Below are 23,432 nucleotides of genomic sequence, written 5' to 3'. Positions count from 1 at the left end.
TTAAAAAGCATTGCGTTTCGCCTCCTTTTTCTAAGCCGAGCCTATTCTATCACAGCGAATCTTGAAAAGCAATCATCCTTAACGCGTTACTCCGCTTTCCCGGATCCTTCTTCAATGTCCATTCGAATCATCTGTTTTTTAAAATCGAGGATCAGGACAGCGTGATCATTAATCTTTCTAAACACAGAGCTGTCTTTAATTTCAGGAATATGAATCATTTCAATTTCCTGATTCTGACCTTGAATAAGAATGATCTCCTGGTTTTTATAACCGACTATCGTATGATTTAACACGCAATAGGTTTCCAGGTGAACCGGTGAAGGAAGATCGTTTCTCAGACCTTGATCATCAAGAAGATAGGTTGTGAAATGTTCCGGGTTCATCGATTCCTGTTTTCCTTCTGTTACCAACCATTGATTTCCTAAAGGAATTGCATTGATCAGGTCCTTCGTACTTTTCTGCTTCAGACACTGGCCATTTTGTATTCGATTCAGATAACTATTCGTTGCGTCGGCGGTTGTAAAACAGAGTTCTGATTCGTTCACAAGACTTAAGCTACTGCTTAAATATTCGGTAGTTTCATCCGGACGGTAATCAGAATAATTGCCTTCTTCTCTTAAAAGCAATTCCTGATTTTCTCCGTTGACTTTCCAGATTTCAAAATCATACTGTCCGTTTTCTTCTTCGTGAGAGAAGGAATATGAAATTGTATCAAATACAAGGGAGTCCTCCATAACGACCAGCTCCGGCAATTCATAGATGCTGGAAACAAAACCCCCGGTAATTCTCTGCCGATCCTCTCCTTTTTGACGATAGACGTTGTATTGCATAAAAGCATGGTCGGACAGGCTTGGATAAACGACTTCCGTATAGAGATAAGTCTGTTTGTCCAATCGTACAAAGTTCCAGATCCGGTTCGTTTCCTCCTCTTTATCGATTTCTTCTATTTTTTCCAGCTCGCCGTTCTCTAAATCTAACAAATACAGATCGGTGGAAGAAAAATAGTTTTCACAGTCTTTTAAACCGATAACGCTGATCTGGTTGCGATAGACCTCATGATATTCGTAAATTCCTTCCGGCAGAGAAGAGAAATTCATTCTGTAACGATGTAATTGATCTGTGATTCCTGACTATCCTGATCTTGCGAAGGCGGGCTTTCCGTACAGCCGCTCAGAAGAAAAAACAAAGTCAAACCCAGGATTGAAATCCTTTTTATCCATGAACGCCTGCCTTTAAACCGATGTCCCTTCTTGAATTGGATGTTCATATAACTTTCCTTTCTCCCCAAAGCGAGCCGAATATAACGCATGAAACAGGTTTAATTTACCTTATTAACTTTATATCCCACAATTCCAACAAGTCTTATTTCTCAATTTCATTCGGCCGACTCGCACAGTACGCCGCGATCATGGATAAAACCGGAGATAAATATTCAATGCGATTCCATCCATAAACAGGGATCGCCCCGTAGATTTCCTCGACCTCGATTAAATTCGGAATCAGCCAAAAGAAGATAGGTTCTACGTTAGCGATGATAAGCAAAGTAAGAACAAGAATCCTGTTTTTCTTATTAAATCTTATTGTTTCCCCATCGTAAAACAAAAGCAGTCCTATGATGAAGGGATAGATGGATGCCAGAAAGACACGCTTAATTAAAATATTCCCCAGAAAAGGCATGGTGTTCCGAAAACGAAGCACAGTCGATTCGATCAGGAAGCCGAGGATTAACGCGATGACAAGGATCAGAATTTTCCTTTTTTTCATAAGTTCTCCTTTCAAACTCACGTTTATTTGAACAATGTCCATTTGATCAAAAAACAAATAACCGGCAAGCTTATAATTGAACAATTTGAAACCGCTGAAAAAACTAAGATCTTATAATCAAAACAACCTCTATCTGTAACTCAAGTTTAACACAAATACACTCCAAAAATATAACAGAGTGTTTCATCATGATTTCTGCCGCGGTTCTTCTTTGGAGAAAATCTCCGTGTTATCGTAAAAAGAAGTTATTTTGTTGATCAATTCCTCAGTAAAATCCAGAGAACTGTTAAATCGTAAAACAATCATTCTCCTGCCCGATAATAAATAAATTTCATTCTGTTCTCTGCGATCCGATGGAAACAGGAAATCGAGTTCTTTCGCAGAATAAGCTAAATCCGATTGCCATAGTGCAGCATCCAACAAATTCAAATTCTGGCAATATTCACTGAGCTTCGATTCTTTAAATTGATTAGGATAAATTGTTATTCCCATTTCTCTCAGGTAACTAATAACCGGATCTTCTTCCGCATTAAAATCAATGACTTCCAGATAAATTTCAACCGTTCTTTCTAAATCAGGAGTCATGCCCGATAAAATTAGACTGTATCTTAAATTCCCCAGGGAATCCGCTTCGGAAAGCTTTCGATCCACTGTTTCATTTACAAAGCCAAAGTCTGTCATGTGTATTATTTGCGGTACTTCTTGTTGGACATCATGATTAGACGCATAGACAAACAACCCTAATAGAATTAAAGTTACAAAGAAAGTTTGATTAATTCTTCTTGAATCTCTTTTAATTATTTCAGCCTGAGTATAGGTTATCCCAAAAGCAGACATAACCTCTTCTTTGATTTTCTTCAACATAATTTTCCTTTGTCCCCTGATCGTTAACTTGATCTATACTCGGTTATTATCGATGCGCCTTGATTTGCTCCTCAAAAATTTAACAAACAGCTGAGCGGTTCTGCTTCAAAATTCCCGAAACAACTCAGTATCTCAATGATGCCGCATCCTTCATTACCTAAAATTACATATTCATCTCATGCTTGCCCAATTGAGCTCGTTCTCTTTCCTCTTTATGAATAAGAACTTAATCCTTGTTAGTAAAACGATTTTTGGTAGATAGAAACCACGCTGTCAATCAGTTCCTGGGTTATTTCAATTTTAGTATTATATCGGAATATTATAGCTCTGTTCCCGGAAAGCAGATAAATTGCATTACTCGGTATGCCATAGGATGTGAGTTCTACATCAAACGTCTGACTTGAATAGGCCAATTCCGATCCCCATTGTTCAGCGTCTAATTCATGCAGTTCTTCAAGATAGTGTTCAAGATCTTGCGTTTGAAACGTATTTTGAGGAACGCTTATTCCCATCTCACGCAGATAGCCAACCACAGGATTTATATCTTCTTGGTAATCAACCACTTGAATATTAAACCTGACATGTTGACTGGCAGCCGGATCCATTCCCAAAAGGATACATTCAACTCGTTTATTTCCTAATCCATCAGTCCAGCTATGATTTTTTTCTACACTTTCATCCACAAAACCAAAATCCGAAAGATGAATTATTAGCGGAGTTTCCTGGCTTATAGATTGATTCCTGGTCATTGCCGTAAAACCATAAGTTACTAAGATATATACCAAAAAACAAAGAGGAACCACTTTAAGGTGACGAACTTGATCATAAGACCATCCATGACGATATAAGAATTTTTTCATTTTTTCCCCTTCGATTATTCCAACTTTATTGTTTGATTGCGTTTTGAACTATCCAAAAGATAAGCTTCAGGAATCTTGATTAAGTCTGCTTTTTAATACTCAAGTCAATTGATAATGCCGGATAATCTTTTCCTCAGTCTATCTCCTTGATTTTATTTTAGCATAAAATGATAAGATCCTTATTCTTTGTTTTGAATAAATAAAAAAGGGATTGTCCCGATCTCCCGTATCGTTTCAATCCCAAGTATTTTTGATTATGCGCTGCGCTTCATTTCCTTTATCCGCTTATTAATCTCATTTTTAATAATCGTGCTGCCGGCCCCGAAGTTAACGGAATATCCGGCACGGCTCTCTACCACCCGGCTGGCCCCTAAGCGCTGAATCTGTGAGAAGTTGATCAGCGAGGAATCCACAACCTGAATCGTTAACCGCGTCGGCGAGGAATGCATCATTTTGATGTTTTCCAATCCGCCTACCGCTAAGATAAAGCCTTCAACCCGCCGCTTACTGGCGCCGGTATTGAATAAGTCCAATGCCAGATATTTGAAGTAGAAACGAGTGAACGCAAAGTAGAGCACAAACAGAATCACACCGACCAGGAAAATCATCTGAATTGTATTCTGCATATTGGGATTCCGCACGTACAGCATAAAATCAAATAAGGTCCCCGGCATGGCGGTGACGGTGCTGCCGGTATAACTGAAGCCCAGTGTCACGCTCATCGACTGGAAGATACCGAACAACGCGCCGGTGACGACCAGATGGAAGACGAACAACAACGGGGTCAAAATCAACAGATACAGCTCCAGCGGAAGCAGGGTGCCTGTGACTAACGACACCAGAATTGCCAACAGGAAGAACAGACGAATCCGGCGTTTCTCCATTTTATCCGTAAAGATCGTATAGAATCCGATCAACATGCCCGGAACCGCAAACAGGTTCAAAACATAATACGGCGTGATCAGCCGGCCGACGCCGCTGGGCGTGATCAGACTGTTCATCTGCGCTGTCCAGATTCCCACGTCACCCATGTAATTGACGCCTAAATTATTAATCCAGGTACCGCCCTGTTCGCCATACCAGAACAAGGTACGCATCAGCGCGCCCAGGTTGAGATCCGCTAACAGCCGGTCCATGACGCCGTAAACAAACAGGTTCATCGGATTGGTAATATCGGTAGCAATGAACTCAAAGATCGTATTGAGAAGATTGAGCACGATCGGCCACAGCCAGACAAGTGCGAAGCCGGTGATCATACATAAAATCAACGTTAAAATCAAACCCCAGGTATCCCGGTCAACAAACGAGAAGAAACCGTAAATCGACTTCGTCCGCGACTTGGAATACGCGATCCGTGATGCCAGAACGACCGCGGCGCAGGCAAAGAATCCTGTCTGCAGCGGATAGCGGGTTCGATCAAACAGGGAGGAAGAATAGCTTAATCCCAGAATCGCCGAGGATGCCGACGTCGGCAGGCCCGCTGGCTGAAACAGCATCGTGATGACCAGCACCAGCACATAGCCGGTGATTCCGATCATGATCGGAACCGACGAATTGCTTTTCGTCGCTAAAAACTTTATCATGACAAAGAAAGGAAAATTGACGATAATAAAACTGCCCGTCCGTTTGAACAGATCTGCCAGCAGCAGGATATTGCGGTCATTCACCGACCAGAACACCGATAAGCTCTGGTTGGTAATCAAGGTTCCAAGCCCCGTCAGGATGATTGCCACAAACAGCATTTTCAATGGAAATTGAATGATTTCTAACAAAGAATGCCATCTTCTCATACCATCACCTCGCCTATTATGATACCATTATTGTACATCAGATTCAAATGAAAGGAGTGGTTTGACTTTCATGAAAACCAAGTTTGCTGAAACACAGGCGGATTTCTTCCGGATTGTCAGAATCCGCACAGAAGTCTTTGTCATAGAACAACAGGTCGACCTGCATATTGAACAGGATCAGGACGACGAGACCGCCATGCATTGGCTGGTGGAAAACGAGGCAGGCGAAGCGGTTGCCTGCTGCCGGGGGCTGGACTTCGGCGAGGAAATCCATATCGGACGGGTAGCCGTCCTGAAGCCTTACCGCGGCCAGCATATCGGAGCGTTGATGATGCGTGAGATTGAAAAGGATCCGCATCTGGCCCGTTATAAAAAGATTGTTGTGCACGCCCAGGCTCAGGTTGAAGGCTTCTACGCGTCGCTGGGTTATACCACGGTGTCCAAGCCGTTTTATGAGGCCGGCATTCGTCACGTCACGATGGAGAAAGCATTATGAGCCAACAGCCGGAACGGATCCACAAGAAATTCCATATTGACCAGACGCTGATGCTTCTGCTTTTGGCGATGACCTGCGTTTCGTTATTGGCGATCTACTGCGCCGATCCGATCATGGCAACGCGCTTGCAGGGCACGCATCTGTGGCTGAAACAGGGCATGTGGTATGCGATCGGCTTTCTGATGCTGGCCTTTCTGACGCGGTTTGGAAGCGACCGGTTATTTACCGGCGTCAAAATCTTTTACTGGATTCTGATGGTGCTGTTAGCGATTTTATTAGTGGATAAGTATGTGATCAACCTGCCGGACCGGTTTATCCGTCCAGTCAATGGAACAACGGCCTGGTATCAGATCCCCGGCTTGGGTACTTTCCAGCCCAGCGAGTTCATGAAGGTCGTGCTGATCATCATGGTCGCCAACATTATCCACGAGCATAACCTCGGGAAGACGGAAATGTCGTTTGCGAGTGACTTCAAGCTGTTCTGGAAAGTCGGCAAGATCGCCGTTCCGCCGCTGATCCTGATCTTTTTAGAACCGGATACCGGCATCCCGCTGATCATCATCGTCAGTATCTTGGTCATGCTGGCGGTCTCGGGCGTCCGCAAGGAATGGGTCTGGCTGGGCGCGGCCTGCCTGGTCATCGGCTTCGGCGGACTGATCTTCATGTTCAAGTTTTATCCGAATCTTTTATCCTCGATCTTAGGCGGGGGTTATAAAATGCGGCGGATTTACGGCTGGCTGGAAACAGAGAAATACATCAATACCTGGGGCAACCAGCTGTATACCTCGTTATTAACGATCGGTTCCTCGGGCTTGACGGGCCATGGCTTCCGCGAAGTCCTGATTCGTTTTCCAGAGCCGCAGACCGACTTCATTTTCTCTGTCATCGGTCAGAATTTCGGATTTCTCGGTACGACTTCGGTCGTCGCGTTATTGACGGCGTTCGATTTAAAGCTCATCAGCATCGCCTCACGGCATGATCAGCCGCGCGAGCGGTATATGGTCGCCGGAATGATCGGCATGTTATTATTCCAGCAGCTGGTCAACATGGGCATGATCACCGGTTTGTTCCCAATCACCGGCATTACGCTGCCGTTTATTTCCTACGGCGGCTCGAGTATGTTGTCGTATATGATTCCGCTGGCGATCGTGTTCCAGATGAGTTCAGAAAACAAGAGCCGGCTGATGCACTAGCTCAAACTCCTGTCCCGATGCTGTGAATGCAGAAAATGATAAACGGAAGATCAAAGCGTCTTCCGTTTTTTGTACAATATAGAAAAAGAGGTATTAATGAATATCTCTTTTCCTGATCAGCAATCTGCCATATTTTATTTTCTTGATGCTGATAGTGCGGCGATCCGTCCCGTACTCAGCGCATCCTGCAGGCTCATCCCATGTCCAATCGAATCCTGTCCGGTCCAATTAGAAGCCGCAAGTTCTCCGGCTGCATAAAGGCCTGAAATGATATGCCCTTCCTGATTAAGAACATGGCATTCTTCATCGACCACTGGTCCGCCATAAGCTGTCATAATATAAGGTACACCTGACATTGCATAAAAAGGTCCGTTTTCAAATGGCTGCACGTTTGTCATATCTTTGCCGAAATCTGAATCCTGAGTTCCCGCAAAACTATTGTATCGGTCCACTGTTGCTCTTAAAGTTGAAGGATCTACCTTTATCTGTTCAGCTAATTCTTCAATGGTATCCGCGCTCAGCACGGTGCCTGCCTCAGCCGCGGCTTCCAATGCTGCACGATCTGTCGTATTTACAAATTCAAAGAGTTCATTCGCGTCATAAATATAATAATGAATGCCACTTTCCTGCCGGGCAATCGCATTAAAGACTTCAATATTCACTGCACTTTCATTGACAAAACGTTCTCCCTGTTGATTTACTAGAATAAAATCACTGGTCAGCGTTACCGGCAAGCCCATAAATCCATCAACACAAGCTGGCAATTGTTCATTGATCGCCGCACCGATAGCTTCCGCCATCAATATTCCATCTCCAGTATTCCCTGTTCCGGTTAAATGAACACTGTTGACAAAGCCTGGAGCCAGTTTTTCTGTAAGTTCCGAATTCCGGTCCCAGCCGCCAGTCGCAAGAATCACTGAATCGGCTTTCACCGTTAGCGAACTACCATCAGCTCTGACCGCTTGAATGCCGCATACAGCGCCTGTATCATTGACGATCAGAGATTCTGCTTTTGTCCGGTTTAATAGCGTAACGTTATTCATCGCAGTTAATTTTTCGATGAAAGGTTCAATAATTAAACCACCTGCTCCGAGAACAACACTTTTCTTTGTTGAAACCAGATAAGAAACTGTATTGTGTGCCAATGTTTCCCGGACTGGAAAAGAAATGTCAACACCTGCTTGATCGCGTAAAAATTCAAGACTATCCCCTGTCATTGAGGCGATCTTCCGAACCAATTCTTCGTTGATATTCTCTCCGTCATGTCCCATCTGGATCAACCATTCCGCATAATCTTGTTCTGTAAAATCAGAGTCTTCCAGTGTATAACAAACAGCCCCTCCGGATTGTGCTGAGGACCCGCCATAGGCTTCCATCTTTTCCACTAACAGCACCGATTTTCCCTGATTTGCGGCTTCTAATGCGGCTGACACTCCAGCCAGGCCGCTACCAACAACGACAATATCCGTTTCCGTCTGCTCATCCGGTTGGACCTCAAGGTTAGGTTTCGCCTTGCTTTTTAAAGCCTCTGCATCTCCACCGGCTTGCTTGACAGCCTCACCGACAGCGGTAATCACCGCATTACTGGAAATCGTTGCACCGCTGGCCAAGTCCACATTTAACGATTGATTTTGCACAATATCCTGTGGCAGTCTTGTCAAAGCCGGTTTCGAGATTGAAATGGTTTCCGCATTATCTTTAATTTCAATCGCGGTAATAGAATCCTTATCAAAGGTAACAGCGACATGAACTTCTCCATTCATGCCCGCTCCAACTCCTTCATAAGTACCCGGCGTATAGCCTGTCGAAGATACTGGCTGGGACGTTGGTTCATTCTGGCATCCCGTTAAAGAGACCATAAGCAGAAGACTGATAAAACTTGTCGTTAATTTCTTTGCGCTTCGCATAAGTTCCTCCTTCAGATTAGTCCATTATCAGGACTATTGTTGACTCCAGAATAGCATGTGTTAAACTTAAATTACATCGACAACAAAAGGATTATTGTTGAATTGTTCAACATTTCACACAAAATGTTGAAATTAAAAAGGAAGGGAATCTATAATGCGAAACAGCTTAACACGGAATTTACTAGCAAATGCCTTAAAATCAATGTGTATGCAAAGAAAATTAGAAAGCATCACTGTCCAGGAGTTAGCTGATCAATGCAATATTAATCGGGGAACCTTCTACTATCATTTCTGTGACAAAGAAGAACTGATCTGTTGGATTTTTCATCAGGATATCACGCTGCCAGTTCGCAAAATTATTGATGGGCCAACCTCAAATTGGGATGCGATTTCTCCTCTCTATCTTGGCGAAATGGAAAGGGCTAAAGCCTTTTATCTACAGGCGCTTAAAATCCGCGGGCAAAACGATCTGATCAGTTATATGCTGAAAGAAACGCAGGAAAACCTCAGGATGTGTGCAGAGTTAACAATCAAAGATTATAAGGAGCAGGGGTTGTTAAAAGAAGTCGATACCCAAAGAATCAACTTTGTAATCAATTATCATTCCAAAGGGTCCATGGCCGTAATTGCAGACTGGGTTGAAGAAGGAATGACAATACCCGCAAAAGAACTTGCGGTTTACTTTGATTTAATGTTCTCAGCCTGTATCGGCAAGGCGCTGGAAGTTGCTTTAAATTTAAACTTTCCAGCTTAATCTTTGCATCTCTGATGAATTTATGTCATATTTTTTTGATAATTTTAGAAAGAGGTGTCCCTATGTCGTGGAAATTCTCATTCCCAGGTCTGATCTATTTGACCGGCTTGTTTCTGCCCAATCTTTTCTGGACGCGGCACAAACCGCAAGGTTACGAAGCTGCGGTCGCAAAAGAAAAACCATCACTGGTCCGCTTGGAAAGAATCGGTCAGGTCCTGGTTACCGTATTTGCCTTCTTCGAGAGTCAATCAGCTTATTCAGGATTTCTGGAACAGCTGTGTTTTCTTTTGTCTCTGGCGATGATGCTGAGCTACGAAGGCTTCTGGATCCGTTATTTTCGGAGTCCGCAGACGCTGCGGGATTTCTATGCCCCTTTTCTCAAGATTCCGGTTGCGGGCGCGACTTTGCCGGTCATGGCTTTTTTCCTGTTGGGAATCGCTAACCACAATCCATTACTCTGCGTATCTGTTGTAATTTTGGGTATCGGTCATATCGGAATCCATTGGAACCATGCCCGAAATTGCGGATAATGCAAATTTTTCTTTCGCCAGTTTCCCAGAAAGAACTGATTTCAAAGCAATCTTTTTCGTTAATTGACCGTTAAAAAGGAAAGTCTTCGCAGCTTTCCTTTTTCATTTTAATCATGAGGAATGAGAACTGATTCCCTCTATAAGCTCATTGCGAAGAAATATCCGTCATGCGTCGCTTCCATCACTCGGCCGACGCGCTTGCAATCACCGATCACCGCCGTCTGCGGCGTAATACCATAGAACGCCAGCGCTTCTTCCCGTTTGGATTTCATGCCGACCGCATAGATCACGGTATCCGCTTCCACAATCTGTTCCTGGCCTTCTGCGTCCATGACTCTGACGCCGTTATCCAACACTTCCAGACAGCGAGTTTTCAACAAAGCGTGGTAGTTTTCTTTAACGTCAAGAATCGCGTGTTTCAAGCCGATCTTATAAAAGAAATGGCCCTGCGCCGCCAGCTCGTCATTCATCTCAATGACCGTCACATCGCGTCCGGTTTCCGCTAAAGTCAGCGCCAGTTCCGCGCCGATCGTCCCGCCGCCGATAATTGCCACCCGCTGGCCAATCTCATCCATCCGGGTATAGAAACTCGTCGCTTCCTGTGCTTTCTCAATGCCTGGAATCGGAGGGCAGACCGGTTCAGCGCCGACCGCGATCACCAGCGCGTCCGGATTCATGGACCGCACCCATTCCGGCGTAGCCGTCGTGTTGTAGATCACCTGAGCCTTGGATTTTGCGATCTGAACCTGGAGATATTTTTTATAATTATCCAGATCCTCTTTGTGATGATCATACGGCGCATGCTTCAGCTGACCGCCAACCGCATCACTCTTCTCAATAAGGATGACTTCATGTCCCCGCTCTGCCGCGGTTAACGCTGCTTTGCATCCGGCCGGTCCGCCGCCGATTACAACGACTTTCTTCCTCACCGACGCAGGTTCAATAGCGGCAGGCACCCGCCGTTCCCGGAACAGCCGCGGATTGACGGAACAGAATAAATTCATGTGATCGGTCGCGCTGTGATAGCAGTAATCGCAGCGCAGGCAAGGAACGATATCCTCTTCCCGGCCTTCCATCGCTTTCTTCGGCCAATAAGGATCCGCAACGAAGGAACGGCCTACGCACACCGCATCGCCCCAGTTTTCAGCGATGACTTCCTCCGCCAGCTGAACGGTGTTGATGCCGCCGCGCGGAATTGCGATCAGCTGCGGTGTTTCTTTTTTCATCCGCTTGGAGAATTCGACGGTGAAGTCTTTCTTCTGAAAGATCGTTCCGCAATGGAACACGTTTTCATTCCACAGGTTCGTCGTATCCATTCCAGAGGAGATAATCACCATATCGAGAATTCCCTGCGCCCGTTTGAGAAATTCGATCATTTCATCTTCGGTATGCGACAAATCAGCACTACGCTGATCATACAGCTGGCTGGAAATCGTAATCGCCATCGGCATATCCTCGCCGATCGCCTCACGTACCGCCTGTAAGAGCATTAACGGATAACGGCAGCGATTTTCAAGCGAACCGCCGAATTCGTCAGTCCGGTGATTTTCTTTGGCTGACAAGAAGGACGCGATCGCGCTGCCATGGGCGAAGCCGCCAACTTCCACGTAATCGAAACCGAATTCCCGTGCCGCTTTCGCACTTCTGCGAGCTGTTTCGATAGATTCCAGAATCATGGACTTCGGCATTTCTTCGCACGGATAACCGTCCCACAGGCCATCGGATGCACGGTAGTTCGGCATCATCGGCTGGTTTCCGCTGCTAGGCTGACCTTTCGGCGTACCGCCTTCAATTTCCGCGTATTGAGGTTCTAAATCTGTGATCGGCGGAATTTTATCAGGATGGAAAGTAAACGGCATGACCCCGGCGGCGACCCTGGCGCCGGTCTGGGTAGCCATCGACATCAGCTCGCGAATCTGATCGCGGGCATATTTCTCATAGTGGCCGTCTTCCAGAACTGGTCCTGTAGCAATCGTGCAGCCGCCGAAACCACCCTGGGATTTATCAAAGAACAACATGCCGGCATCGTATAAGGAATCATACGAAGACGGGTGGCGATGCTTTGGCGAATGGCCCTGAGGTGAGAGGAAAATCCGGTTTGGAAACATGATGCCGCGTACACGCAGCGGTGTGAAGAGATGGGTAAAATGAGTTTGCATAGCGCTCCTTCTTTCTTTTTAATGTTTGGGCTTCCTGCTTGGAATAATCCCGGGACGCTGAGTGAATTCAGATTGCAAAGAGTCTGCTTCTGATGAAATCCGGTTTCAAGGCAAGTTTGATTCCATCGGTATTTCCCGGGAAAACGGAGATCGGTTTCGTTTTACGGTTTAAAACAGTTACTTGAGATTCAGTTCTTTCTTTTGAAAAGATGAACGGAATGTTCCATTCATCTTCCTCTGATTTTGAATTCTTTTCTGACGCGAGTTTCCCGGCGGGATCAGCCATAGTACAGCAAGCTGCCGTGCGGCACGACCCGAAAAGAAACTGATTTGCCCAACCGGGCCTTAATGATTTTTTCAGCCTGACGAATTACTGCTTTCGTGTCTTCCGCGTCGATCTCAAAGACCAGCGCAATCGGATTCATCTTGTCCTTGCCGCAAAAGACGGCGTGCAGTTCAGATTGTTCCAGCGCTTCGACAATGTCATTCATCGCGGCGCGCTTGCCGGTTTCCACATTGATCTTCATGCATGAATCCTCTTTTCTGCGATCGCGATGACTTCTTCAGCGATCACCTTAAAGTCTTCGGCGCTCATCATCTGACATTCCGCATGAACGAGAAGGAGGTCGACCTTGACCTCAGCCCCGGCTGCGAATTGGGTCAACAGCTGACCGTGAGCTTCGTGTCCCTGGTTAAAAATCTGTTCGCCTTCACTTAACAAAGCGCGGGCCTGATCCAGCTGGCCGGCCGCGGCAGTTTCGATCGCTTCCACGAACAACCCCTTGGCCGTCCCCACCTTCGCGATGATTTCGCAGCTGACGTTTGTCAATTCCTGTTGCATCTGTATTCCTCCTTCCGTCGTGTTTCCTATTTTTCCAAAGCGGCTTGAGCCTGCTTTACCATTGCTTCGCCATCCATTGCGGCATACAGACGCATATCCATCAGGATCACCGGCGTTGTCGGATAGTCCTTTTCGACATGTTTTAAATTGTAGCGAATTTGCGGGCCTAACAGAATGACGTCAGCTTTCGGTCCCTCGTCGCGGATCTTGGCATACGGGAAAGCCTTGATGTCATAATCCAGGCCCAGCTTTTCAGCCGCCTGCTGCATCTTTTTGGTCATCATTTCTGTAGTGAAGCCGTTGGCGCAGAACAAACGTATAATTTTCATGATATCCTTCTTTCTTTATTCCGCCGTTTCCACCTGACCCGCGGCGATCGCTTCCTGTTCCTCCCGCAGACATTTCCGGTCCCACACCATTAAGAACGGATACCAGATCGCAATCGCAACGATCATCATCACCGCGAAAACTAAGAAGACGCGGAAGTCGCCGTAGCATGCGACAAAGGTTGAGAACGGCTGCGGCAAAGCCGCGATGCCGGACATCGCCGAGCGGTTCATGAAGCCGTATTTGACCGCCGCCATGTTAATCGAAACGATGATCGGCTGGTAGAGGATAAACGGAATGCCCAGAATCGGATTCAGGACGATCGGAATGCCGAAGGTCATCGGTTCGGAGATATTAAACAAGGTCGGAATGAACGTCATCTTGCCGATCGCTTTGTTGCGCTTGGCTTTGCACGCGAACATCAGGATCAGCGGGATGAAGTAGAAGACGTTGCACATGTTGACGCCGCCCGTGGTAAAATACGGCAGCTCGGCAATCGGTGTCCCTGCGGCATAAGCGGCTGATTGTTCCGCCAGCAGCGCGTTGGAGATCGGCATCGAGAACCCTGCCGTGATCGCCCAGCCGTGCATGCCCAGCCAGAAGAACAGCTGCATCAGGAAGTGCAGGATCGCCTGGTACCAGATCGAATCGGAGCCCTTGATGGCCGGGGTGACCAGCGACTGGATCAGCGCCGGAATCGAATTACCGGTCAGACTGACGACCAGACAGTTGCCGCCATAGAACACCGTGACCAGAATCAGCAGCGGAATCAACGCTTCAAACGACTTGCTGACCAGCGGCGGCACAGAATCCGGCATTTTGATGCGCAGGTTGTGTTTGACCAGGAAATGATAAAGTTCCACGGAAACCAACGCCGTCAGCACGGCTGCGAAGATTCCGGCATAGCCGAAATACTGGGCGCTGAACGTCATGTTTTCATAGGTCGACGCCATCAGCACGAAACATAACAGCGATAACAGACCGTTCATCATACTGTCGGAATCCTCATAGTTTTTGGAATGCTGGTAAGCGACGGTGAACGATACGATCAAAGCCATTAAACCAAAGATGACGTTGTACGGAACTAACAGTGCGGCATCCACCGCTTCGCTCCACTGCGGTAAGAAGGAAGCCACCTTCGGCAGCGCCTCCAGAATGCTGAAAATCGCGGCGACCATCGTTAACGGCATCAGCGCGATCAAACCGTTGGCGATTGAGCGCAGGAATTTGTTGTTGGACAATACGTCCGCGACCGGCGATAAAACGTGATCGAGTTTGTCTAAGAAATTATTCATGAGTTTCCCCTTTCTGCAAGATTCCTTATTTTCTCAAAACCTGTGGCTTAAAAACACCTCCGTCCTCACTATCCCGTATTTCTGATATCAGTATAGCGTCAACAACTTATCTGGGGCAATTTCACATTTGCCGCCTTCGCGGCAGAGTCTTGCCCCATTACAGAACGACGGCGGTTTTCGATCTTTTCCGCAGCTGGCGGACCACCGCCCGCATCCGCAAACGCGTCATCAGCGATGGTTTTTCCTCCCTCTCTGCGGATTCCGTAACCGTCCACAACAGGGCTCCGGATTCATCGCGCAGCTTCTTTTCCTGCTGCTGCCTCATCACAAACCGGCAGCCCTGCCGTTCATCGCTCAGATCGTAGACCGCGCGTTTGCGGAAATCATCGCGCGTATAAATCACGGCATAATGCTCCGGATAGCGAAATTCCGTCAGCCGGACTGTCGCGATCCGGGATTTCTTCGGGTTGTTCGATAAGTTTTTCCGGTAAGTAAAGCCTTCTTTTAACTGACTGCGGGAAAGCTTCTGACCCGTATAAGCCAGCACATCCTGAAGCAGGACGTCGATAAAATAGTCAAAGACTTCTTCCTTCGCCGCTCTCAGATGGAATGTATGTTTCATAGCTCCGACTCCTTTGCGATAATCGTAATTTTTTTCCACTTGCCCGACAGATAACGCGGCCAGGCAATCGCGATGGAACAGAACCAGCCGAACGGGTAACTAAGCCACAGCGCATAGCGGCCTAAGACGCCGACCGCGGCATAGGCGAACCCGGCGCGCGTCAACAGATCGGTGATCGAACAGACGAACACCAGCTTGGCGTCACCGGCGCCTTTCAGCACACCCGTCAGGATAAACATCACGGCCATGACAAAGTAGCTGAAGACCGCGACATGCAGGTATTCCGCGCCGATATCAAACAGCTCGCGGCTGGCGCTGCCGCTGACAAACAATCCGAGAATTGCGTCGGTCGCGCCGTAGATCAGCACGCCGGTCACAAGGCAGCAGACCAGCGCCAGGCCCAAGGTGAAGCGCAGTCCCGCTTTGACCCGGTCGTATTGCTTCGCGCCGATATTCTGGGCGGCATAAGTGGATATGGCGGTTCCCAGCGATACCATCGGCGACATCGCGATCCCGTCGACCTTGTTGGCGGCGGTATAAGCCGCCACGGTCACACTGCCGAAGCTGTTCAGCAGACTTTGCACGGCCAACATGCCGGACGCGGAGATCGCATTCTGCGCCACGGCCGGCAGTCCGATTGCGCAGATGGATTTTAACATCTGCTTATCAAACCAGGCGGGTTGTTCCGTGACCATCTGGTTCATTTTCTTTTGAATCAGCCGCCAGCAGGTCAAGGCCGCGAAGCCCTGGCCGATCACGGTCGCGGCCGCCACGCCGGCTGTTCCCCAATGGCAGACAAGGGTGAAGACCAGATCGAGCACCACATTGATCGCACTGGCCGCCAGCAGCATGATCATCGGGGTTTTAGAATCACCCAACGCGATGGATACCTGATTAAACATGTTGTAAAGCATGACGAACACGACGCCGATAAAGATCACGCCAAGATAGGAAAGGGCATAATCCATCATTTCCAAAGGCGTATTCATGAGCTGCAGCATCGGCTTCATGATCGCCAGGCCCAGCGCGCCGCCGCCCAAGCCCAGCGCCACAAACACAATCAGCGACGTGCGGATCGCTGTCTTGACTTCGCGCAGCTTCTTTGCGCCGAAATACTGCGCCGTGACGACCGAGGTCCCGACGGCTAATCCCATCCCGGCCATCGTCACGATATTCATGATGACGCCGCTGGTGCCCACCGCCGCCAGCGCGTCGCTGTTGATAAAGTTGCCGACGACCACCGTGTCGACCAGACTGTACACCTGTTGAAACAAGGCGCCGATCAACATCGGCACCGCAAATTTAAGAATCGCTGAGGCGGGTTTGTCCTGCAGCAGATCCAGTTCTTTCTTCGCCATCCGTCCCTCCTTTTTCTTCTCCTGCCGCGTCAGCCGAGATCCTCCCCGTTGGAAGCGATCGCGCGGCGGTACCAGTCGAAGCTGTCTTTTTTAATCCGTCTTAACGTACCGCGGCCTTCGTTGTCGCGGTCGACATAAATCATTCCATAGCGTTTTTTCATCTCGCCGCTGCCGGCGCTGATGAAGTCGATGCAGCCCCAGGCCGTGTAGCCCATCACGTCGACGCCATCCTCATGAATCGCTTTGAGCAGTTCCTGAATATTCCGGCGGAAGTAATCGATCCGGTACGGGTCGTGAACATGGCCGTCCGGGCTGACCTCATCCTCTGCGCCGAAGCCATTTTCCACGCAGAAAACCGGAATTTGATAGCGGTCGTAAAACTGATTCAGCGCGATCCGCAGGCCGACCGGATCGATCCCCCAGCCCCAGTCGCTTTCCTGGACATACGGATTTTTCACCATCCGCATCATGTTGCCCTGGACTTTTTCAACCGGACGGGTTGAGGAAACCGCCGACATGTAATAGCTGAATCCCACATAATCTACGCAGCCTTCGCGTAAGATCTGTTCATCCTCCGGCTCCGTCTTGAGCTGCACGCCGCGCGCTTCCCACAGCTTCCTCGCTTTGTTGGAATAGCCGCCGCGAACCTGGGTATCGCTGAAATAGAACATTGCGTCGTTATCCTTCATCGCCTGAATCTGATCTTCCGGCTTGCAGGTTTCCGGATAAAACAGCGGATTGCAGACCATGCAGCCAATCTTGTTTTCCGGATCGATTTCATGCCCCAGTTTAACTGCCTTCGCGCTGGCAAGAAGCAAATGGTGAGCAACCTGCAGCAGGACTTGATCACGGTCAGCGCCTTCCGGAATCCGCACGCCGGTCTGCTGCTCGCCACCATGCATCATGGTGTTGATTTCATTGAACGTCATCCACAGTTTGACCTTCCCCTTGTAGCGCGTGAACACCGTGCGGCAGTAGCGTTCAAAGAAATCCACACAGCGCCGGTCAGCGAAGGAATTGTATTTCTCAACCAACGCATACGGAACCTCATAGTGCGTCAGCGTAATCACCGGTTCGATGCCATAGCTTAATAACTCGTCAAACAGTTCGTCATAAAACCGCAGTCCCGCCTCGTTAGGCTGTTCATCGTCGCCGTGCGGGTAAATCCGGCTCCAGGCGATTGAGGTGCGGAAGGCTTTATAACCCATTTCCGCAAACAGCTTGACGTCTTCCTTCCAATGATGATAAAAGTCGGTCGCAATGTGCGACGGATAATAATTCCCCTCGACGACGCCGTCGGTGTATTCACGGCGATGCGTTCGGGAACCGGCGGTAAAGCAGTCCGCTACGCTCAATCCTTTGCCATCCTCCAGATAAGCACCTTCAAATTGATTGGCCGCCGAAGCGCCGCCCCATAGAAAACCTTTCGGTGTTTTCATTGATTTTTCACTCCTTCTAACGCTGATTTCCAGCGTATTGAATGGTGGAGAGTCAAGACCGGCGCAGCGTCCATCGGCCCACATCACAGGCATGGCTGACCGACGGTCTCAACTCTCCCGGTTGAAAAGAATACGGGATCTTTTCCGTTGTCAGCATACTTCTTTTCAAGCCGTGCGGACAATCTGGATTTTGCCGCGACCGCGGCAAGCCCTCAAGACTGGATCCAAGCTGTGCAAGCAAAAAAAGAAGTTGGCAAATAAGAAACATTTTCGCCCGCTTCTTCTTGATCATAAATTGATGGGTTTCAATCTTGCTTGATCTTATTATAAGAAATAATGACCATGGATATCGACCCTGTGCAGGAACCCGGATGTTTTTCGCTCCGCCGATCGACTACAACCGCATGATGAAACACGTACCTTGGGGTAAGATGATCACTGTGGGGACACTCCGTGAAGATTTCACCCGAATCAACGGTGCAGATTTCACAGAACCGATCACCGCCGGCATCTTCGTTTCGATTGCCACCTGGGCCAGCTTTCAACGGTCAGCGGATGAAACTCCCTATTGGCGGACGCTTAAAGCAGCGGGAGAACTGAATCCGAAATATCCCGGCGGCGTCCTGGCGCAGAAAGCGAAGCTGGAAGCCGAAGGACACTCGATCGTTCAGAAAGGCCGGAAGAATCTGAGAGTTTATGTTCAGAATGACGAAGACGTTCTTTTTGACCTTGACTAGCGCTTTCGCTTTCTTTCATTGAACGATTGAGTAGAAATAACCCTGGGTTTTCAATCTAATTTCGATTTCCTCTTGTTTCATAAAGGGATGATTAAGAAATTGCCGCGATCCTGGCAATTTTTTATTTTCACCTTTCCTTGTGTTTTTGTAAGGATTTTGATAATAATGATGTTGAAGAGGCAGAGGGAGGAAAAATCATGATTGAACTTTCTCAGCGACAATATTTAGCGCTGCGCCTGCTGCGGGAATATCAGAAACCGATCAAAGGTCAACAGTTCAGCCAGCTGCTGAATGTTTCGCCGCGCACACTCCGGTATGAAGTCAGCGCGATCAACCGGATTGCCGGTCAGCCAATCATTCTTTCCAATAAGGAAGGCTATGTGCTGAACGAAGATCCAGCGGTTCTCCAACAGATCCAGGACTGCCGCGTGGATGATGACCGTCAGCTGGAAAAACAGCTGATCTTAGCCCTGCTCGAATGCAAGGAAGCGTCGATTTACGATCTGACGCAGAAGTTATACGTCAGCGAATCCACGATTTACAGTCTGGTGAAACGCATGATGCCGAAATTTCACAGTTTTTCGCTGAGTCTGCAGCGGCGCGGGGAATGGCTGAGCTGTCAGGGTAAGGAAACCGATAAACGCCGGATGCTTTCTCATTTTTTCTTTGCCGAAGCTAACGCATTAGCCACGACACTCGTCAATTTCGATGGTTATTTTTCGCCGTTCGGCCTGGCGGAGCTGGCGCAAATCATCCATGAAACGCTGGATGAACTGGATGTTCAAATCGACGACATCTATATCAAAAACATCATTATCTGCATTGCGGTCTGCGTTCAGCGGATGATCAACGGCTATCCCAGCGACGGCAGTGAAACCGAAGCCGACGCGCTGCCGATCTCAACCTCTCCGCTTTTGACCCGCTTTGTCGATACGATCTGCGGACGGCTGCAGGAACAGCTCGAGCTGACCTTTACCGAAGCGGATAAAGCGACGATTCTGGCGTTCATTACGGGTTCCTTCCCGGAAGAAAACGAACAGATCCTTCAAAACGAACGTTTCCGCGGTCAGATCCGGAAACTGCTGGACAAGACTTTTCGTCATTTTCAGCTGGAACTGGATTATTCCGCTGTCTTCGACAACTTTGTCCTGCACGTCCATTTTCTGCTTCTGCGCTGCCGTCATCAGAATTTTTTCCACAATGATTTCGCGACGTCGCTGCGCACATCGCATCCGTTTATTTACGATGTCGCGGTCTATCTCGCTTATCAGCTGGAAAAAGAATTCCAGGCCGCAATCCCCGGTGATGAAATCGGCTTAATCGCGATTTATCTCGGCTCGATCGCTACCTATGTGCCGACGTATGATCTGCCCCGTGTGATCTGTATTTGTCCGCAGTATCATGAGCTGCGCAAATTGATGGTTCAGCAGCTGACAGAAAAATTAAGCTGTACGCTGGATATTGTGAAAATCGTTTCCAGTCTGTCGGAAATTACAGACCAGGATCACGCTGATTTTTATCTATCCACCGTGAAGACGGAAAACAGTCTTACGGATCTGATCCCGATCAGTCCCATATTATCCCCGCTTGAAATCCATCGAATTGAGAAGAAAAACCTCGAGTTTATGAAGGCTCAAAAACGCCGCAAGCTGCGCCAGAATCTGCTTCGTTTTTTCGATGATCAACTCTTTTTCTGCAACCATGGACTGACCACAGAAGTTGAAATCCTGACTTTCTTCGATCAGTTGCTTCAACAGCGGGGTGTCATCGATGATCAGTTTATGGATTCCGTCCGACAGCGGGAAAGTTTGTCCTCTACGGCGTTTTTCAACCGTTTTGCCGTACCGCATTCGCTAGAAAAGGATGCGTTATTAACCAAGGTCGTCTATTATTACAGCGACGAACCGATCCGCTGGTATGACTCGCGGGTCAATTTAGTCCTGTTGATTCTGAGCCGAAGCGATGATGAACAAGCTTCTAAAATCTACAATCTGATCTTTGATATTCTGATCGATGAAAGCTGTTATAAAAAAATGATCCTGTGCCGCTCGCGTCAGGAATTAATGGACTTCCTCGAAGCCAATTCAAATTGAGTAAATTTTAAACACTTGTAACTAAAATCCTGATTTTTTAATTTTATCATGAGACTTCCTCCATATTGATCGATATCTCGCTAACGAATCTCAGCATTCTTTCACCTGATGATTTCCGCTTCGTGATACAATAAGGAAAACAGGAGGATTGATGTATGGATATTAAAACCTGTGTGGATAATCAGCGGGCTTATTTTAATACGCACGCAACATTGAGCTATGCGTTTCGTTTTGAAGCGCTGACGCTATTGAAACGCGTAATCCAGGAACATGAACTGGAAATCATGGAGGCTCTGAAACAGGATCTGGGAAAATCCAATTTTGAGTCGTATATGACTGAAATCGGCATGGTCTTTGAAGAACTGAATTACGCACGAAAAAACTTAAAGAAATGGATGGGGTTCCAGCGTGTCCCGACGCCGTTAGCTCAATTTCCAGCTGTCAGCTTTACGATGGCCGAACCGTTTGGCGTGGCTTTGATCATGGCGCCGTGGAATTATCCGTTCCAATTGACGATGAGCCCGCTGATCGGCGCACTGGCCGCCGGCAACTGCGCGATCGTTAAACCGTCCGCCTATGCGCCGGCAACCTCCCATTGTATCGCTAAGCTGCTGAACATCATTTATGACGAATGTTATGTTGCGGTCATCGAGGGGGGCCGGGCAGAAAATACCGAGCTTTTAGAACAACGTTTCGACACGATCTTTTTCACAGGCGGTGTCCAGGTCGGCCGATTGGTGATGGAAAAAGCATCGCGCTGGCTGACGCCGGTAACCTTGGAGTTAGGCGGAAAGAGTCCGTGTCTGGTCGATGCGTCCGCCGATATCGAACTGGCCGCACGCCGGATCATCTTCGGCAAGCTGCTCAACGCCGGACAAACCTGTGTGGCCCCAGATTACATTTTAGTGGATTCCCGCGTAAAAGAACCGCTGATCAAAGCGCTGCGTTCTGAAATCATACGCCAGTATGGCACAAATCCGACATTAAATGAAAACTATCCGCAAATCATCAATGAGAAACATGAACAGCGGCTGAATGAACTCTTGATGGATCAGCCTGTTGTTTACGGTGGCCTCTGGAACCAGCACAAATTGATGCCGACGTTGATCGTCGATCCGGATCCCAATTCAAGTCTAATGCAGGAAGAAATCTTCGGACCGATCCTGCCGATTCTGACCTATACACATTTCAGCGAAGCGCTGCATTTCATCCAGCAGCGGGAGAAACCGCTGGCCGCTTATCTGTTCAGTGAAAATCATAAACATCAGGATCGCTTCCTGCGCGAATGTTCCTTCGGCGGCGGCTGCCTTAACGATACGATCATTCATTTAGCGACCACGGCGATGCCTTTTGGCGGCGTTGGACACAGCGGCATGGGCGGTTATCATGGTTATGCCAGCTTTAAAACCTTCTCCCATACCAAAAGTATCGTCGATAAATCAACCCTCATCGACCTGCCAATCCGCTATCAGCCTGTTTCTCCTTGGAAAGCAAAGTTGGTTCGGAAGTTCATGAAATAGTTAAGAAACAATCATTTTAGATTGTTGTTCCTGTGCCAGGATTTTTCCTTGATCCTGGCATTTTTCTTTAATTAGAGCCTTTTTTCAGAAAGTGGAAATTCACTTGAAGCCAGGCTAATGGTGAGCTCTTTGATTTACAATCTGATGAACCTGTTCTGCCAGATCTTCAGATGTCTTTATCATTTCATACTGCTCCGATAATAACAGAAGCTCGGCACCGTTTAGCTGCTGAAGCAGTGTCGTTTCTTCTTCACCCATCGGAATCCGGATACTCAACACCTGTTGAAGTATCATTCTCAGCCCTTTAAGCTCGGCACTGCGTTCTCCAATGATTTTCCCAATCTTCTTCCCTAACCGCAGTCCTTTTTCGTAAATCTTCTGTTCATCAATTTCATCAAACCGTGTCCGTATTAATGCGATGTCCAAGCTTGTACTTCTCAAAAACTCCGCCCGCTGTTCTTCTGTCATTCTGATCATTGGGATCACCTCTGCAGAGAATTCTAAACTGTGACCGCCAGCTTAGGCTGTGGGGTTGAGTTCCTTCTCTGATTTACAATTTCGTGAACCTGTTCAGCCAGATCTTTGGACGTCTTTATCATCTCATACCGTTCTGACAATAATAAAAGCTCATCACCGTTTAATTGCTGAAGCAGTTCAGCTTCTTCTTCACCCATCGGAATCCGGATACTCAACATTTGTTGAAGCATCCTTCTTTGTTTTTCTTCCCCTTGCTGTCTGCCAATGAGTTCTCCTCTGCGTTCTCCAATGAGTTCTCCTTGCTGTCTGCCTATACGCTCTCCAATGCATTCCCCGATCTTCTTCCCTAACCGCTGTCCTTTTTCGTAAATTTTCTGTTCATCAATTTCATCAAACCGTGTCCGCA

At 47.7% G+C, this 23,432-nt stretch carries 23 protein-coding genes; 7 read left to right on the top strand and 16 right to left on the bottom strand.

Annotated elements, in window-relative coordinates:
* Nucleotides 1–86: 86 nt before the first annotated feature.
* The 5 genes from DWY25_RS11410 to DWY25_RS11390 all read right to left on the bottom strand — a co-directional run bounded on the left by DWY25_RS11410 (nucleotide 87) and on the right by DWY25_RS11390 (nucleotide 5,278).
* Nucleotides 87–1,097 (bottom strand): hypothetical protein, encoded by a 1,011-nt coding sequence (locus DWY25_RS11410; protein ID WP_117895342.1) that lies wholly within the window; start codon nucleotides 1,095–1,097, stop codon nucleotides 87–89.
* A 265-nt stretch (nucleotides 1,098–1,362) separates the two neighbouring features.
* Nucleotides 1,363–1,764 (bottom strand): hypothetical protein, encoded by a 402-nt coding sequence (locus DWY25_RS11405; RefSeq protein ID WP_117895341.1) that lies wholly within the window; start codon nucleotides 1,762–1,764, stop codon nucleotides 1,363–1,365.
* 186 nt (nucleotides 1,765–1,950) lie between these two features.
* A complete protein-coding gene (locus tag DWY25_RS11400) occupies nucleotides 1,951–2,628 on the bottom strand; it encodes a hypothetical protein (protein ID WP_117895340.1) in 678 nt (225 codons plus the stop codon).
* 236 nt (nucleotides 2,629–2,864) lie between these two features.
* Nucleotides 2,865–3,488: a hypothetical protein gene (locus tag DWY25_RS11395; protein WP_117895339.1), complete on the bottom strand. Its 624-nt coding sequence runs from the start codon at nucleotides 3,486–3,488 to the stop codon at nucleotides 2,865–2,867.
* 254 nt (nucleotides 3,489–3,742) lie between these two features.
* Nucleotides 3,743–5,278, bottom strand: a complete 1,536-nt coding sequence (locus DWY25_RS11390; protein ID WP_006058476.1) for a PTS sugar transporter subunit IIABC family protein — start codon at nucleotides 5,276–5,278, stop codon at nucleotides 3,743–3,745.
* A 70-nt stretch (nucleotides 5,279–5,348) separates the two neighbouring features.
* Between DWY25_RS11390 and DWY25_RS11385 the strand changes: the two genes are divergently transcribed.
* On the top strand, nucleotides 5,349–5,774 hold the full coding sequence (locus DWY25_RS11385; protein WP_117895338.1) for a GNAT family N-acetyltransferase: 426 nt from the start codon (nucleotides 5,349–5,351) through the stop codon (nucleotides 5,772–5,774).
* Nucleotides 5,771–6,967 carry an FtsW/RodA/SpoVE family cell cycle protein gene (locus DWY25_RS11380; RefSeq protein WP_117895337.1) on the top strand — a complete coding sequence of 399 codons (1,197 nt, stop codon included), beginning with the start codon at nucleotides 5,771–5,773 and terminating at the stop codon, nucleotides 6,965–6,967. The genes DWY25_RS11385 and DWY25_RS11380 overlap by 4 nt, the downstream gene beginning before the upstream one ends.
* A gap of 134 nt (nucleotides 6,968–7,101) precedes the next feature.
* On the opposite strand, the gene DWY25_RS11375 is transcribed toward DWY25_RS11380, so the two are convergent.
* Nucleotides 7,102–8,874 (bottom strand): FAD-dependent oxidoreductase, encoded by a 1,773-nt coding sequence (locus DWY25_RS11375; protein ID WP_117895336.1) that lies wholly within the window; start codon nucleotides 8,872–8,874, stop codon nucleotides 7,102–7,104.
* 154 nt (nucleotides 8,875–9,028) lie between these two features.
* Between DWY25_RS11375 and DWY25_RS11370 the strand changes: the two genes are divergently transcribed.
* Together DWY25_RS11370 and DWY25_RS11365 are read left to right on the top strand one after the other, a co-directional pair.
* The gene (locus DWY25_RS11370) at nucleotides 9,029–9,628 is read left to right on the top strand and encodes a TetR/AcrR family transcriptional regulator C-terminal domain-containing protein (RefSeq protein ID WP_117895335.1); all 600 of its coding nucleotides are present in this window, start codon (nucleotides 9,029–9,031) and stop codon (nucleotides 9,626–9,628) included.
* Between the two features lie 62 nt (nucleotides 9,629–9,690).
* Nucleotides 9,691–10,158: a hypothetical protein gene (locus DWY25_RS11365; protein WP_117895334.1), complete on the top strand. Its 468-nt coding sequence runs from the start codon at nucleotides 9,691–9,693 to the stop codon at nucleotides 10,156–10,158.
* 137 nt (nucleotides 10,159–10,295) lie between these two features.
* Here the strand turns inward: DWY25_RS11365 and DWY25_RS11360 are convergent, their stop codons facing one another.
* The 8 genes from DWY25_RS11360 to DWY25_RS11325 all read right to left on the bottom strand — a co-directional run bounded on the left by DWY25_RS11360 (nucleotide 10,296) and on the right by DWY25_RS11325 (nucleotide 18,199).
* A complete protein-coding gene (locus tag DWY25_RS11360; RefSeq protein ID WP_117895333.1) occupies nucleotides 10,296–12,317 on the bottom strand; it encodes an FAD-dependent oxidoreductase in 2,022 nt (673 codons plus the stop codon).
* A gap of 278 nt (nucleotides 12,318–12,595) precedes the next feature.
* Entirely contained in the window at nucleotides 12,596–12,844 is a 249-nt protein-coding gene (locus tag DWY25_RS11355) for a hypothetical protein (RefSeq protein WP_117895332.1), read from the bottom strand.
* On the bottom strand, nucleotides 12,841–13,158 hold the full coding sequence (locus DWY25_RS11350; protein WP_006060075.1) for a PTS sugar transporter subunit IIA: 318 nt from the start codon (nucleotides 13,156–13,158) through the stop codon (nucleotides 12,841–12,843). The genes DWY25_RS11355 and DWY25_RS11350 overlap by 4 nt, the downstream gene beginning before the upstream one ends.
* 26 nt (nucleotides 13,159–13,184) lie before the next feature.
* Entirely contained in the window at nucleotides 13,185–13,487 is a 303-nt protein-coding gene (locus DWY25_RS11345; RefSeq protein WP_117895331.1) for a PTS sugar transporter subunit IIB, read from the bottom strand.
* 15 nt (nucleotides 13,488–13,502) lie between these two features.
* Nucleotides 13,503–14,780, bottom strand: coding sequence for a PTS sugar transporter subunit IIC (locus DWY25_RS11340; RefSeq protein ID WP_117895330.1), 1,278 nt, complete (start codon nucleotides 14,778–14,780; stop codon nucleotides 13,503–13,505).
* A 157-nt stretch (nucleotides 14,781–14,937) separates the two neighbouring features.
* The gene (locus DWY25_RS11335) at nucleotides 14,938–15,402 is read right to left on the bottom strand and encodes a DUF3284 domain-containing protein (protein WP_117895329.1); all 465 of its coding nucleotides are present in this window, start codon (nucleotides 15,400–15,402) and stop codon (nucleotides 14,938–14,940) included.
* The gene (locus tag DWY25_RS11330; RefSeq protein WP_117895328.1) at nucleotides 15,399–16,760 is read right to left on the bottom strand and encodes an MATE family efflux transporter; all 1,362 of its coding nucleotides are present in this window, start codon (nucleotides 16,758–16,760) and stop codon (nucleotides 15,399–15,401) included. Before DWY25_RS11330 ends, DWY25_RS11335 begins: the two co-directional genes overlap by 4 nt.
* Nucleotides 16,761–16,789: 29 nt before the next feature.
* On the bottom strand, nucleotides 16,790–18,199 hold the full coding sequence (locus tag DWY25_RS11325) for a 6-phospho-beta-glucosidase (RefSeq protein WP_147611935.1): 1,410 nt from the start codon (nucleotides 18,197–18,199) through the stop codon (nucleotides 16,790–16,792).
* Between the two features lie 371 nt (nucleotides 18,200–18,570).
* Here DWY25_RS11325 and DWY25_RS11320 point away from each other — a divergent pair, with 371 nt between their 5' ends.
* The 3 genes from DWY25_RS11320 (at nucleotide 18,571) to DWY25_RS11310 (ending at nucleotide 22,549) form a co-directional block, all read left to right on the top strand.
* On the top strand, nucleotides 18,571–18,936 hold the full coding sequence (locus DWY25_RS11320) for an MGMT family protein (protein ID WP_244925970.1): 366 nt from the start codon (nucleotides 18,571–18,573) through the stop codon (nucleotides 18,934–18,936).
* 197 nt (nucleotides 18,937–19,133) lie between these two features.
* On the top strand, nucleotides 19,134–21,029 hold the full coding sequence (locus DWY25_RS11315) for a BglG family transcription antiterminator (protein WP_117895326.1): 1,896 nt from the start codon (nucleotides 19,134–19,136) through the stop codon (nucleotides 21,027–21,029).
* A gap of 155 nt (nucleotides 21,030–21,184) precedes the next feature.
* Entirely contained in the window at nucleotides 21,185–22,549 is a 1,365-nt protein-coding gene (locus DWY25_RS11310) for an aldehyde dehydrogenase (RefSeq protein WP_117895325.1), read from the top strand.
* Between the two features lie 114 nt (nucleotides 22,550–22,663).
* On the opposite strand, the gene DWY25_RS11305 is transcribed toward DWY25_RS11310, so the two are convergent.
* Both DWY25_RS11305 and DWY25_RS17885 read right to left on the bottom strand, forming a co-directional pair.
* Complete coding sequence (locus DWY25_RS11305; protein WP_117895324.1) at nucleotides 22,664–23,026, bottom strand: hypothetical protein; 363 nt, start codon at nucleotides 23,024–23,026, stop codon at nucleotides 22,664–22,666.
* Between the two features lie 23 nt (nucleotides 23,027–23,049).
* A partial coding sequence (locus tag DWY25_RS17885) for a hypothetical protein (RefSeq protein ID WP_220412946.1) occupies nucleotides 23,050–23,432 on the bottom strand: 383 nt, incomplete at its 5' end.

It is taken from the genome of Holdemania filiformis (assembly GCF_003459085.1).
GTDB classification, from domain to species: Bacteria; Bacillota_I; Bacilli_A; order Erysipelotrichales; family Erysipelotrichaceae; genus Holdemania; species Holdemania filiformis.
Note: the sequence above shows the minus strand (reverse complement) of the source record. Positions and strands in the feature narration are given on the sequence as shown.

What these genes read in the sequence shown, in the direction of transcription:
- DWY25_RS11410 (WP_117895342.1), bottom strand. Translation starts at nt 1,097, where the DNA reads ATGAATTTCTCTTCTCTGCCGGAAGGAATTTACGAATATCATGAGGTC.
- DWY25_RS11405 (WP_117895341.1), bottom strand. Translation starts at nt 1,764, where the DNA reads ATGAAAAAAAGGAAAATTCTGATCCTTGTCATCGCGTTAATCCTCGGC.
- DWY25_RS11400 (WP_117895340.1), bottom strand. Translation starts at nt 2,628, where the DNA reads ATGTTGAAGAAAATCAAAGAAGAGGTTATGTCTGCTTTTGGGATAACC.
- DWY25_RS11395 (WP_117895339.1), bottom strand. Translation starts at nt 3,488, where the DNA reads ATGAAAAAATTCTTATATCGTCATGGATGGTCTTATGATCAAGTTCGT.
- DWY25_RS11390 (WP_006058476.1), bottom strand. Translation starts at nt 5,278, where the DNA reads ATGAGAAGATGGCATTCTTTGTTAGAAATCATTCAATTTCCATTGAAA.
- DWY25_RS11385 (WP_117895338.1), top strand. Translation starts at nt 5,349, where the DNA reads ATGAAAACCAAGTTTGCTGAAACACAGGCGGATTTCTTCCGGATTGTC.
- DWY25_RS11380 (WP_117895337.1), top strand. Translation starts at nt 5,771, where the DNA reads ATGAGCCAACAGCCGGAACGGATCCACAAGAAATTCCATATTGACCAG.
- DWY25_RS11375 (WP_117895336.1), bottom strand. Translation starts at nt 8,874, where the DNA reads ATGCGAAGCGCAAAGAAATTAACGACAAGTTTTATCAGTCTTCTGCTT.
- DWY25_RS11370 (WP_117895335.1), top strand. Translation starts at nt 9,029, where the DNA reads ATGCGAAACAGCTTAACACGGAATTTACTAGCAAATGCCTTAAAATCA.
- DWY25_RS11365 (WP_117895334.1), top strand. Translation starts at nt 9,691, where the DNA reads ATGTCGTGGAAATTCTCATTCCCAGGTCTGATCTATTTGACCGGCTTG.
- DWY25_RS11360 (WP_117895333.1), bottom strand. Translation starts at nt 12,317, where the DNA reads ATGCAAACTCATTTTACCCATCTCTTCACACCGCTGCGTGTACGCGGC.
- DWY25_RS11355 (WP_117895332.1), bottom strand. Translation starts at nt 12,844, where the DNA reads ATGAAGATCAATGTGGAAACCGGCAAGCGCGCCGCGATGAATGACATT.
- DWY25_RS11350 (WP_006060075.1), bottom strand. Translation starts at nt 13,158, where the DNA reads ATGCAACAGGAATTGACAAACGTCAGCTGCGAAATCATCGCGAAGGTG.
- DWY25_RS11345 (WP_117895331.1), bottom strand. Translation starts at nt 13,487, where the DNA reads ATGAAAATTATACGTTTGTTCTGCGCCAACGGCTTCACTACAGAAATG.
- DWY25_RS11340 (WP_117895330.1), bottom strand. Translation starts at nt 14,780, where the DNA reads ATGAATAATTTCTTAGACAAACTCGATCACGTTTTATCGCCGGTCGCG.
- DWY25_RS11335 (WP_117895329.1), bottom strand. Translation starts at nt 15,402, where the DNA reads ATGAAACATACATTCCATCTGAGAGCGGCGAAGGAAGAAGTCTTTGAC.
- DWY25_RS11330 (WP_117895328.1), bottom strand. Translation starts at nt 16,760, where the DNA reads ATGGCGAAGAAAGAACTGGATCTGCTGCAGGACAAACCCGCCTCAGCG.
- DWY25_RS11325 (WP_147611935.1), bottom strand. Translation starts at nt 18,199, where the DNA reads ATGAAAACACCGAAAGGTTTTCTATGGGGCGGCGCTTCGGCGGCCAAT.
- DWY25_RS11320 (WP_244925970.1), top strand. Translation starts at nt 18,571, where the DNA reads ATGTTTTTCGCTCCGCCGATCGACTACAACCGCATGATGAAACACGTA.
- DWY25_RS11315 (WP_117895326.1), top strand. Translation starts at nt 19,134, where the DNA reads ATGATTGAACTTTCTCAGCGACAATATTTAGCGCTGCGCCTGCTGCGG.
- DWY25_RS11310 (WP_117895325.1), top strand. Translation starts at nt 21,185, where the DNA reads ATGGATATTAAAACCTGTGTGGATAATCAGCGGGCTTATTTTAATACG.
- DWY25_RS11305 (WP_117895324.1), bottom strand. Translation starts at nt 23,026, where the DNA reads ATGATCAGAATGACAGAAGAACAGCGGGCGGAGTTTTTGAGAAGTACA.